The 11596-nt window shown below is 70.5% G+C and carries 8 protein-coding genes; 1 reads left to right on the top strand and 7 read right to left on the bottom strand.

Annotated elements, in window-relative coordinates:
* Positions 1-17: 17 nt before the first annotated feature.
* From Aiant_RS27675 to Aiant_RS27665, 3 genes are read right to left on the bottom strand one after another with little or no spacing between them, the layout of a single operon-like run.
* Complete coding sequence (locus tag Aiant_RS27675; protein ID WP_189336227.1) at positions 18-362, bottom strand: STAS domain-containing protein; 345 nt, start codon at positions 360-362, stop codon at positions 18-20.
* Positions 362-2857, bottom strand: a complete 2496-nt coding sequence (locus Aiant_RS27670; protein ID WP_189336228.1) for a SpoIIE family protein phosphatase — start codon at positions 2855-2857, stop codon at positions 362-364. The genes Aiant_RS27675 and Aiant_RS27670 overlap by 1 nt, the downstream gene beginning before the upstream one ends.
* 29 nt (positions 2858-2886) lie before the next feature.
* Positions 2887-3684 carry an alpha/beta fold hydrolase gene (locus Aiant_RS27665; RefSeq protein WP_189336229.1) on the bottom strand — a complete coding sequence of 266 codons (798 nt, stop codon included), beginning with the start codon at positions 3682-3684 and terminating at the stop codon, positions 2887-2889.
* Between the two features lie 233 nt (positions 3685-3917).
* Here Aiant_RS27665 and Aiant_RS27660 point away from each other — a divergent pair, with 233 nt between their 5' ends.
* Positions 3918-5192 carry a hypothetical protein gene (locus Aiant_RS27660; RefSeq protein ID WP_189336230.1) on the top strand — a complete coding sequence of 425 codons (1275 nt, stop codon included), beginning with the start codon at positions 3918-3920 and terminating at the stop codon, positions 5190-5192.
* On the opposite strand, the gene Aiant_RS27655 is transcribed toward Aiant_RS27660, so the two are convergent.
* The 4 genes from Aiant_RS27655 to ndk all read right to left on the bottom strand — a co-directional run bounded on the left by Aiant_RS27655 (position 5193) and on the right by ndk (position 11585).
* Positions 5193-5861: a lysophospholipid acyltransferase family protein gene (locus tag Aiant_RS27655; protein WP_189336231.1), complete on the bottom strand. Its 669-nt coding sequence runs from the start codon at positions 5859-5861 to the stop codon at positions 5193-5195.
* A gap of 140 nt (positions 5862-6001) precedes the next feature.
* On the bottom strand, positions 6002-9109 hold the full coding sequence (gene ileS, locus Aiant_RS27650) for an isoleucine--tRNA ligase (RefSeq protein WP_189336232.1): 3108 nt from the start codon (positions 9107-9109) through the stop codon (positions 6002-6004).
* A 435-nt stretch (positions 9110-9544) separates the two neighbouring features.
* A complete protein-coding gene (locus Aiant_RS27645; RefSeq protein ID WP_189336233.1) occupies positions 9545-11065 on the bottom strand; it encodes an alkaline phosphatase D family protein in 1521 nt (506 codons plus the stop codon).
* 103 nt (positions 11066-11168) lie between these two features.
* Entirely contained in the window at positions 11169-11585 is a 417-nt protein-coding gene (gene ndk / locus Aiant_RS27640) for a nucleoside-diphosphate kinase (protein WP_189336234.1), read from the bottom strand.
* Between the last annotated feature and the right edge of the window lie 11 nt (positions 11586-11596).

Below are 11596 nucleotides of genomic sequence, written 5' to 3'. Positions count from 1 at the left end.
CCAGCGTACGCGAGAGGCTAACGGCCCAAATCCTCAGCGGCATGGTCCAGATCGACGGCGAAGAGATCTGTCCGGAACGCGCAGAGCTGCAAGGTCATCCGGGCCGCGCCCCGCTCGCCGACCACCAGCCGAATCGGCTTGCCCCGCTCGTCCAGCTCGCCGACGATCAGGTCGAGCAGGCGTACCCCGGCGCTGTCCAGGAACGAGACCGCGGTCAGGTCGATCAGCACGGCGTCGGCCAGCGTGGTCCGGGCCACGATCGCCCGGCCGATGTCATGGGCGTTCGCCAGGTCGATCTCACCCTTCAGGTGGACCGCCTCGGCTCTTCCGATCTTGGAGAATGTCACCCACTCGTCGGTCATCACTGGTCATCTCCCCGGTGCCGGCGCATGGTCACCGTCGTCCCGTCAACCCGGTCGAACAGCACCTCGTCCATCGATTCCTCGATCAGTTTCAGGCCGCGCCCGCGGGAGTGCCCCGGTCCGCGCCAGCTGCCCCGGTCGGAGACCCGGACCTCCACCGCGTCGTCGGTGATCGTGGCGGACACGTCGACCACGCCGAACGGGTCGTCCCGGTACCCGTGCTCGATGGCGTTCGCCACCGCCTCGGAACAGCCCAGCAGCACCGCGCTCAGGCAGTCCTCGTCCACGCCCTGCCCGATCATCCAGGACCGCAGGTCGGAGCGGAGCAGGGCGATCTGGAGCGGGTCGGCGCCGAGCGAGCGCTCCAGCCGCTCCTCGGTGCCCAGGGTGAGGCAGAGCAGGCAGACGTCGTCGATGTGCTCGCGGCCCACCATGGTGTCGGCGAGCCCGGCGGTGAGGCCTTTCAGCGGGGCGCCGCGCACCCGGCTGAACGCCCGGTTGAGCACCTCGAAGCCGCGGTCGATCGGCCGGTCCCGGCGCTCCACCAGGCCGTCGGTGTAAAGCAGCAGGCGGCTGCCCGGGGCCAGCCGCATCCGGTGCTCGGTGCGGCGCAGGTCGGCGGCGCGCGAGCCGATCGGGCCGGAGCGGGCCTGGAGCAGGAACTCGGCGGCGCCGGCCGGCTGGTGCAGCAGCGGCGGCAGGTGCCCGGCACAGGCGTAGACCAGCGTGCACTCGTCCAGGTCGACCTCGGCGTACGCCACGGTGGCCATCCGCGCCGACTCGACCCGCTGGCAGAACCGGTCCAGCCCCTCCAGCAGCCGGGCCGGGCCGGTCTCCCGCGACGCCAGGGCCCGGATCGCGCTGCGCAGCTGGCCCATCGTGCTGGCCGCCTCGAGGCCCCGGCCGACCACGTCGCCGACCACCACGGCCAGCTTGTTCGGCGTGATCAGGAAGGCGTCGAACCAGTCGCCGCCGACCTCGAGATCCTGCCCACCGGCCTGATAGTGGGTCTCCACCGCGAACCGCGGGTCGCCGGAGGGCACGTCGGCGGCGAGCAGGCTGCGCTGCAACGACTGGGCGATCGCGCGTTCCTGCTCGTAGAGCCGGGCGTTCTCGAGAGCCAGCCCGGCCCGGTCGGCCAGGTCGGTGAGGAACGCCCGCTCCGCCTCGGCGCCGCGCCGGTCGGGCGCCATCCGCAGCGACAGGGTGCCGAGCACCCGGCCGCGCGCGGTGAGCGGCAGCACCGTGCAGTCCAGCCGGTCGCCGTCGGCCGCGAAGACCGGCGCCGCGGCGTGGGTCGCCTCGGCGATCCGCGCGGCCAGCAGGTCCTGGTCCGGCGCCGGGCCACCGGCGTCCTCCCGCAGACCGGCCGGGCCGACGTGCAGCCGCACCGCGGCCCAGTCCGCGATGTCCGGGACCACCTGCTCGATCAGCCGGCGGCTGCGCTGGAGCAGCCGGTGCTCCTCGTCCAGCGCCCGGGTGGTGTCGGCCAGGAACGCCGCCCGCTCCTCGCGGCGGCGGGCGTCGTCGTAGAGCCGGGCCCGGTCCAGGGCCTGCCCGGCCTGCTGGCCGAGCAGCCGGATCACCCGCAGCTCGCCGCCGGTCAGCTCGCGCTCCTCGGCGAAGCTGAACGCCAGCACGCCGAGCACGGTCACCCCGGCCTGATCCTCGGCCGGCCCGGTGGTCAGCGGCAACAGCACCACGGTGCGCCGGCCGGACCGGGCCATCGTCTCGGCCAGGTCCGGGAAGTGCTCGGCCGCCTCGGCCAGGCTGCGCACCACGTGCAGGTCGCCGCGACGGGCCACCTCGGCCACCGCGCGGGTGGACGAGCGCGGCATGTCGTCCCAGTTGCCGGTCATCGGATCGGTGGAGGCCACCGCCACCAGCAGGTCCCGCTCCTGGTCGACCAGGTAGATGCTGCTGCTGGTGGCCTCGAAGGCCGGCTCCGGCGCCCGGACCACGGCCTCGGCCACCTCCGCCTCGGTGGGCGCGGCGGCCAGGTCGGCCACTATCTGCTGCAGGACCCGGATCCGGGTCTCCGCGGCCTCGGCGGCGTTGCGGGCGTACAGCAGCTCGTTCTCGTAGCTGCGCCGCTCGGTCGCGTTGAAGACCATGGTCCGGATCACCCGCGGCGCCCCGCCGTCCCCCCGCTCGAGCACCGAGTTGACCAGCACCGGGACCAGCGAGCCGTCCGCGCAGAGCACGTCGAGGGCGATCTCGTGCACCTCGCTCTGCATGGTCAGCAACGGTGCGTAGTGGGTCTCGTGGTAGATCTGGCAACCCGGAGTGAGCAGGTCACGGAACCGCCGGTGACCGATCAGATCGGAGCGTTCATATCCGGTCCAGGTCAGGAACGTCTGGTTGACCCGGACGACGGTGCCGTCCGGGAGCGTCGTCAGATAGCCGCAGGGCGCATGTTCGTACAGCTCCTCGGGATCGTCGTCCCAGGGCAGTCGCAACTCCTGTGTCACGTCCGGCCCACCAGATTCACTCACGCCAGTGCTCCGCCGATCATGCCCGCTGTCTACAACCAGGTCTTGATGGCGTCAACCGTCTCTTCCGGAGCGCTCAGGTTCGGACAGTGTCCCGTCGCGTTCAGTGCGATGAAGGTGCTCTGCGGAGTGTGCTTGTGGACGTACTCACCGACCACGGTGGGCGCGATCACGTCGTCCGAGCACTGGAGCACCAGCGAGGGCACCCGCATGCGCGGCAGATCCTCCCGGTTGTCGGAGAGGAAGGTGACCCGGGCGAACTTCTTGGCGATCGCCGGGTCGGTCCGGCAGAACGAGTTGGTCAGTTCCTCGCCCAGCTCGGGACGGTCCGGATTGCCCATGATCACCGGGGCCATCGCGCTGGACCAGCCCAGGAAGTTGCTGTCCAGCGAGACCAGCATCTGCTCGATGTCGGCCCGGCCGAAACCGCCGACGTAACCGGCCGCCTCGTCGTTGATGTAGCGCGGCGACGGGCCGATCATCACCACGCCGGCGAACCGCTCCGGCTCGCGGACCGCGGCCAGCAGGCCGATCATCGCGCTGACCGAGTGCCCGACGAACACGACGTCGCGGAGGTCGTTCTCGGCGACGATCTCCAGGACGTCGGTGGCGTAGCCGTCCAGGCTGGAGTACTTGGCGTCGTCGTACGCCGACAGGTCCGACTTCCCGTTGCCCACGTGGTCGAAGAGCACGAGCCGGTGGGTGTCGGCGAAGGCCGGAGTGACCAGCCGCCACATGTTCTGATCGCACCCGTAACCGTGGGCGAACACCATCGGCTGCCCCGATTGGTTGCCGGACATCGTGACGGCGTTTCTGTGCGTGCTGCTCATGCGGTAAGCGCCCTCCCCAGTGCACCAAAGCATCAAGAACGTGGTGAGCGGAATCACCCGCGCGGTGGGTTAGCAGGTCCGGGTAACCATACGACTCCGGAGCGTTCCGCACATCGCCCCCGTTGTCCGGCATTCGTGTCCGGTGGGCGGATTCGACGTGGTCGCCGCGCTGGCACACCGTCCCTAACCTGGAGGAAGCGCTCGCCGCCGACGACGGAAGGAGATCGACAACTATGACGGACCCGACCCGCGTGGCCGATTCCTCCGACGAACCACCGACCAGTCACGTGCCCAGCCGGTGGAGCGGGGCGGCTCCGGTGCCGGCGGTCGCGCCGCGCAAGTCGATGTGGGACCGTCTGGTCGAGCGGGTGACCGGGCCGCCCGAGCCGGAGCACTGGGCGACGATGCCGGCGGTGGATCCGTGGGCCGGTCAGGACACTCCGGTCTGGACCACCGAGCACCTGGCCCCGCCGCCGGTCGAGATGCCGCCGACCCGGATCGACGCCCCGGCAGCACCGACCGGCATGTCGCCCACTCGGAGAGACGCCCCGGCAGCACCGACCGGGATCTCGCCCACCCTGAGGGACGCCCCGGCGGCACCGATCGGGATGGCACCCACCCGGAGTGACTCCCCGGCACCGGCGACCCGGCTCGACGCGCCCGCAGCACCCCGGCCCCTGCCCGAAAAAGAGCGAAAAATCCGGGCATTGCTGAGCCAGATCGCCGCTAAGGCCGTCGAGCGCCCGGCCACCAAGAGCCCTGCAGCCACCGCCCCGCCACCAGCCGCGCCGCCCTTCACCGCGCCACCGTTCGCCGCGCCACCCCCGAGCACCCCGCCGCAACCCCGCGGCTGGTTCTCCCGCCCGACAGCGAAAACCCCGAACCGCATCCCGATCCAGCCCCGCCCCCCGGTCACGGCCCACCCGGAAAGGCCACCCCGGCGCAAGCGCCGCCGCCTGCGCCGCCTCACGCTGATCGTCGCGGTCCTGGTCGCCGCCTGGTTCGCGGCCCCTTATGCGTACGCCCAATGGCCCGCCCTGGCCCAGTTCCCCGTCGCCGCCCAGCTCCCGGAGCGGGTCGGCGACCTCAGACTCCGCGCCGACGAGGCGAGCCGCCGAGCCCTCGACCGGCTGGCCGACCAGCTGACCGCCGCCGGATCGGCCGGCGCCGCGTTCGCCGGCGTCTACGGCGACGGCAACGGCAAACGCGTCACCCTCTACGGCGTCACCGGCTGGCGGTTCACCCCGGAGTCGGACGTCCTCCAGCAGTTCGACCGGATCGCCGGCGACGTCACTCTCAGCGACGTGCAGGACTTCACGCTGAACGAGTCCGGCGCCTACGAGCGCTGCGGCAAGGGCCGGCTGAACGGCGCCTCCACCGTGGTCTGCACCTGGGCCGACCACGGCAGCATGGCCACCGTGCTGCTCACCCGGCGCTCGATCTCGGAGAGTGCCGAGCTGGTCGCCCGGCTGCGCGGCGAGGTGCTCACGCCGAAGTTCGGCGCGTGATCACTCCTCGCGCTTCGGCGCGTACCGGGGCACGTACTCCTGGCCGGTGAGTTTCTGGATCTCGCTCATCACCTGGTCGGTGAGCTCGCGCAGCGAGGTCCGGTCGTCGGACCGCCCGACCGTCTCGATCGGCTTGCCGAATTTCACCGTCACCACGCCGCGCATCAGCTTGGGGGCGAGCCGGCCGATCGGCTGCACCACCTCGGTGCCGAGCATGCCGACCGGGATGATCGGGACGCCGGCCGCGACGGCCAGCCGGGCCACGCCGGTGCGCCCGCGATAGAGCTTGCCGTCCGGCGAGCGGGTGCCCTCCGGATAGACCGCAACCAGGTCGCCACCTTTAAGCGCCGGGATCGCCGCGTCGAACGCGGTGAGCGCGGCCCGCCCGCCGGCCCGCTCGACCCGGATCGCGCCCAGACCCTCCATCAGCTTTCGCGAGAAGAAACCCTTCACGCCTTTGCCCACGAAGTAGTCCGACTTGGCCCAGAACGCCAGGTGCCTCGGCACCGCGGCGCCGAGGAAGAGCTCGTCGGCGACCGAGAGGTGGTTACCGGCGAAGATCGCGCCGCCGGTCTTCGGTATGTACTCGAGGCCCTCGATGCGCGGCTTCCAACCCACCATCAGCGCATTGCCGACCGTGAGCTTGCCGATCGAGTAGATCAGGGGCAACTCGTCCTCCGAAGACCAGTACAAAGAAAGTTGAGGGGGTGAGGGAAGGTTATCGGACGCGGGGCCGCCGTGGACTATTGATCTTGCCGATGGCCCGGACATTCGCCGCGTCAGGCGAACATCCGGGCCAGTCGGTTATGTCACACGGCAGTGACCGAGACGGTGATCTGCTCCCCGTCGCCCACCTCGCCGCCGAAACCGGTCACCTCGCCGTACGTCAGCGACGTGGCGAGCGTCTCACCGGCGACGAACTCCCGGTGCGCCTCGACCGCCGCCCGCACCGCCGGCGACGCGGAGACGACCAGCGCGATCCGGTCCGAGACGTCCAGGTCGGCGTCCCGGCGGGCCTGCTGGACCACCCGGATCACGTCCCGGGCCAGGCCCTCGGCGGCCAGTTCCGGGGTGACCGTGGTGTCCAGCACCACGACGCCGGCGCCGGCCGGCAGCGGCGCGGAGTTCTCCGGGTCCGCGGCGACCAGCTTCAGCTCGTACTCGCCCTCGGCCAGGGTCACGCCGGCCGCGACCGGGGCGCCGTCGACCAGCTCCCAGTCACCCGACTTGACCGCCTTGATCACCTGCTGGACCTGCTTGCCGACGCGCGGGCCGAGCGCCCGGGGCACGACCGTGAGCACCTGCTGGCAGTACGCCGCGACGTCGTCGGTGAAGACCACGTCCTTGACGTTCACCTCGTCCTTGAGCAGGTCTTTCAGCCCCTCCAACGATCCGGCGGAGGACGCCACGGTCAGCTTGGCCAGCGGCAGCCGGACCCGCAGCGCCTTCGCCTTGCGCAGCGAGAGCGCCGCCGAGGCCACGTCCCGGATCGCGTCCATCGAGGCGACCAGCTCGTGGTCGGCCGGGAACGCGCCGGCGGCGGGCCAGTCGGTCAGGTGCACCGAGCGCCCGCCGGTCAGCCCGCGCCAGACCTCCTCCGCGGTGAGCGGCGCGAGCGGCGCCACCACCCGGCAGAGCGTCTCCAGCACGGTGGCCAGAGTGTCGAACGCGTCGGCGTCACCCTCCCAGAAACGGTCCCGCGACCGGCGGACGTACCAGTTGGTCAGCGCATCCAGATAAGAACGGACAGTTCCGGCCGCACCGGAGATATCGTATTCGTCCATCTGCTGCTGCACGGCGCTGGCCAGCTCACCGGTCTTCGCGAGGATGTACCGGTCGAGCAGGTGCTCCGACGAAGTCCGGAATTTCGCCTCGTATCCCGAAGCATTCGCATAAAGGCTGAAGAAGTACCAGACGTTCCAGAGCGGCAACAACACCTGCCGCACCGAGTCCCGGATCGCCGTCTCGGTGACCGGCATGTCCCCGCCCCGCAGCACCGGCGACGACATCAGCATCCAGCGCATCGCGTCCGACCCGTAGGTGTCGAACACCCGGTACACGTCCGGATAGTTGCGCAGCGACTTCGACATCTTGCGCCCGTCCTCGCCGAGCAGGATGCCGTGGCTCAGGCAGTTCCGGAACGCCGGCCGGTCGAACAGCGCCGTGGCCAGCACGTGCATCGTGTAGAACCAGCCCCGCGTCTGCCCGATGTACTCCACGATGAAGTCACCCGGGTAGTGGTGCTCGAACCAGTCCTTGTTCTCGAACGGGTAGTGCACCTGCGCGAACGGCATCGACCCGGACTCGAACCAGCAGTCCAGCACCTCGGGAACCCGGCGCATGACCGACTTCCCGGTCGGGTCGTCCGGGTTCGGCCGGGTCAGCTCGTCGATGAACGGCCGGTGCAGGTCACTGATCGTGACCCCGAAGTCGCGTTCCAGCTCCTCGTAGGACCCGTAGACGTCGACGCGGGGGAAGGCCGGGTCGTCCGACTTCCACACCGGGATCGGCGAGCCCCAGAACCGGTTCCGGGAGATCGACCAGTCCCGCGCGTTCGCCAGCCACTTGCCGAACGAACCGTCCTTGATGTGCGAGGGCGTCCAGGTGATCTCCTGGTTCAGCTCGACCATCCGGTCCCGGAACTTGGTCACCGCGACGAACCACGACGACACCGCCTTGTAGACCAGCGGGGTGTCGCAGCGCCAGCAGTGCGGGTAGGAGTGCGTGTAGCCGTCGTGCCGGACGACGACGCCGCGCTCCTTGAGCCGGGCGATCACCGGCTTGTTCGCGTCGAAGACCTGCACGCCCTGGAAGTCCGGGACCAGCGAGGTGAACCGGGTCTGCTCGTCCACGGTGACCACGGTCGGGATGCCGGCCGCGTTGCAGGCGTTCTGGTCGTCCTCACCGAACGCCGGCGCCATGTGCACCACCCCGGTGCCGTCCTCGGTGGTGACGAAGTCGGCGCCGAGCACCTGGAAGGCGTTCTCCCCGCCCGGCTCGACCAGGTAGTCGAACAGCGGCGTGTACCGGCGTCCGACCAGCTCGCTGCCCAGCACCGTGCCGACCTGCTCGAAGCCGTCGAGCTCCTTGGCGTAAGCCGCCACTCGCCCGGCACCGACGATGAGCTTCTGCCCGTTGTCATCCGACAGAACCGCGTACTCGATGTCCGGCCCGACGGCGAGCGCCAAGTTCGACGGCAGCGTCCACGGCGTGGTCGTCCAGACCGCGATGTCCTCGCCGGTTTCCAGACGGAACTTGACCGTGAGCGCCGGGTCCGTCCGGTCGCGATAGACGTCGTCCATCCGCGTCTCGGTGTTCGACAGCGGCGTCTCACACCGGTAGCAATAGGCGAGCACCCGGAAGCCCTCGTAAACCAGGCCCTTGTCGTGCAGCGTCTTGAACGCCCACATGACCGACTCCATGTAACTGGGGTCGAGCGTCTTGTAGTCGTTCTCGAAATCCACCCAGCGCGCCTGGCGGGTGACATATCCCTGCCAGTCCTTGGTGTAGGCGAGCACGGACGTGCGGCAGGCCTCGTTGAACTTGTCGATGCCGAGTTCGACGATCTGCGCCTTGGTGGTGATGCCGAGCTGCTTCTCCGCCTCGATCTCGGCCGGCATGCCGTGCGTGTCCCAGCCGAAACGGCGTTCCACGTGCTTTCCGCGCATCGTCTGATAGCGCGGAACGACGTCCTTCACATACCCGGTGAACAGGTGCCCGTAATGCGGCAGCCCGTTCGCGAACGGCGGCCCGTCGTAGAAGACGTATTCGTTGCTGCCGTTCTCCCCGGCCGGCCGCCGCTCGACGGACGCCTCGAAGGTCTTGTCCTGCTCCCAGTGCGACAGGACGGCGCGCTCCACCGCGGGCAGATCCGGCGAGGCCGGGACGCCCGACGCGTCGGTGTGCTTCGGATACATGGTGCTCCTCAAACAGTCATGACCTGACTGCGAGGACGAGCGATTGCCCGCGGTACCACCTCGCTTGACGGGTTGTCACCCGCCCGCTCATTCGCCGGCTGTCGCGCGTGCCGATCCGCCCGGTTCTACTAGGGGGTCGACCCCGTTCTTCCGGAGGCTCCCCGGTGATGGCCGGTTCGTCGCCTGCGTTCCGACAACGATACCGGCCACGCAAGGATTCCCTCATCCGCATTCCCCGCCACCGGAAGATCCAGATCAAAGACCTGATTCGGTACGGCGACGCGAAGTCCCGTGGCTGCCCGCGAGGTCCGCGGGCGCCCCAGGCCGCCCGGCGGGCATCCGGGCTGAATCCCGGCTCCGGGCCGCCGCCCATCGCGGGCGGTACAGGCCGCTTCAGTGGGGTCCGAGCGCCGGGCGCCCGGACCCCGCACCCGGTCAGGGATGCAGCGTGGTCGACCAGAGCGAGCCGCCGTCACGGTCGCGCAGGTGGACGGTGAGCGCCCCGGAGTGCCCGTCGATCTGCACCTCGCCGAAGTGCTGATAGCCCAGCGCCGGCGAGGTGTTCGCGGCCGGCGGCGCGTGCACGAACACCGCCTCCGGCCCGAACGTCGCGTCCAGCGTGTTCGGCCCGAACGCGCCCGCGTGCGCCGGCCCGGAGACGAACTCCCAGAACGGCGAGAAGTCCTGCACCGCGGCCCGCTTCGGGTCGTAGTGGTGCGCCGCGGTGTAGTGCACGTCCGCGGTCAGGAACACGATGCCGGTCACGCCGTGCCGGTGCGCCGCCCGGAGCACCTCGGCGAACTCCAGCTCCCGGCCCCGCGGAGCACCCCCGTCGCCCTGCGCCACCCCCTCCTGCCCGACCGGTGAGTCCGGCACGATCAGGCCGAGCGGCAGGTCGTTGGCGATCACCTTCCAGGTCGCCCGGCTGTGCCGGAGCCCGTCGATCAGCCACTGCCGCTGCTCCCGCCCGAGCAGCCCGCGCTGCGGGTCGGCGTACGTGTCGTCGGTGTTCGGGTCCTTGAAGGTGCGCATGTCCAGCACGAAGATGTCGAGCAGCGGCCCGTAGGAGATCTTCCGGTGGACCGGCCCGCTCCGCGCCGGGATGGGCACCCACTCGTGATAGGCCTGGTGCGCCCGGGCCGCCAGCACGTCCACCCGCTTCTCGGTGTACCGCGCGTCCTCCAGGATCTCCCCGGGGTACCAGTTGTTCACGACCTCGTGGTCGTCCCACTGGTTGATCTGCGGCACCGCCGCCGCGAACCGCTTGTACGCGTCGTCCAGCAGGTTGTACGCGTACTGCCCACGGTACTCGTCGAGGGTCTCGGCGACCTTCAGCTTCGCCTCGGTGAGCCGGTTGCGCCAGATCCGGCCGTCCGGCAGCGTGACGGTCTCCGCCAGCGGGCCGTCGGCGTACACGGTGTCGCCGCTGTGCAGGAGGAAGTCCGGCTCCCGCAGCCGCGCCGCGTCGAACAGCTTCATCCCGCCGAAGTTCGGGTCGATCCCCCAGCCCTGCCCGGCCACGTCCCCGGTCCAGACGAACCGGATGTCGGCCCGCCGGGTGGGCGCGGTCCGGAACGTGCCGTCCACCGGCAGGCTGAACAGTCCCGGCCGCTCCAGGCTCTCCACCCGGGCCCGGTAGTACACCTTCGCGCCGGCCGGCAGGCCGCGCAGCCGCACCTTGCCGGTGAAGTCGGTGTCCGGCGAGACCAGTGGCCCCCGGACCACCCGCGATCCGCGGAAGTCGGGCCGCCGGCTGGCCTGCACCCAGAGCCGGCCGGGCCGGTCCGCCCGGGTCCAGACCACCGCCGAGTCCGCGGTGGCGTCGCCGCTCTGCACCCCGTGGGTGAGCACCGGCCGGCTGCCCGCGCTGGAGAACGCCGGCGCCTCGAAGAGCGCCCCGGCAACGCCACCGGCCACCCCGGCCCGCAGCAGGTTCCGTCGTGAGATCGAAGTCATGCCCTGATGCCTATCGATCCCACGTGACCCCGAGGTGGCCACGCCCTGAACATCCGGCCGTCCCGCCGCTGTGGATGATCAGCGGCGGACAGCCACGACGGGATCAGAGGTGGGGGAACCAGAGCGCCAGCTCGCGCTTGGCGCTGTCCGGCGAGTCCGAGGCGTGCACCAGGTTCTCCCGGTTGGACAGGGCCAGGTCGCCACGGATCGTGCCGGCCGCCGCCTTGCGCCCGTCGGTCGCGCCGATCATGGCGCGGATCACCTCGATCGCCGAGTCACCGGAGAGCACCAGGGCGGCGAGCGGGCCGCTGGTCATGAACCCCTTCAGCGGGGGGTAGAACGCCTTGTCAACGTGCTCGGCGTAGTGCTGATCAGCCAACTCGGCATCCATCGTGCGCAGTTCCAGCGCCTCGACGACCAGCCCCTTACGCTCGAAACGCGACAGAATCTCGCCGAGCAGACCGCGGCGAACCGCGTCAGGCTTGATGAGCACGAGCGAACGTTCGGTGGTGCTGGACACGTGATTCCTCC

The sequence above is a fragment of the Actinoplanes ianthinogenes genome (assembly GCF_018324205.1).
GTDB lineage: Bacteria > Actinomycetota > Actinomycetes > Mycobacteriales > Micromonosporaceae > Actinoplanes > Actinoplanes ianthinogenes.
The sequence above is the reverse complement of the archived record's forward strand: the minus strand, read 5'-3'. Positions and strand labels throughout refer to the sequence as shown.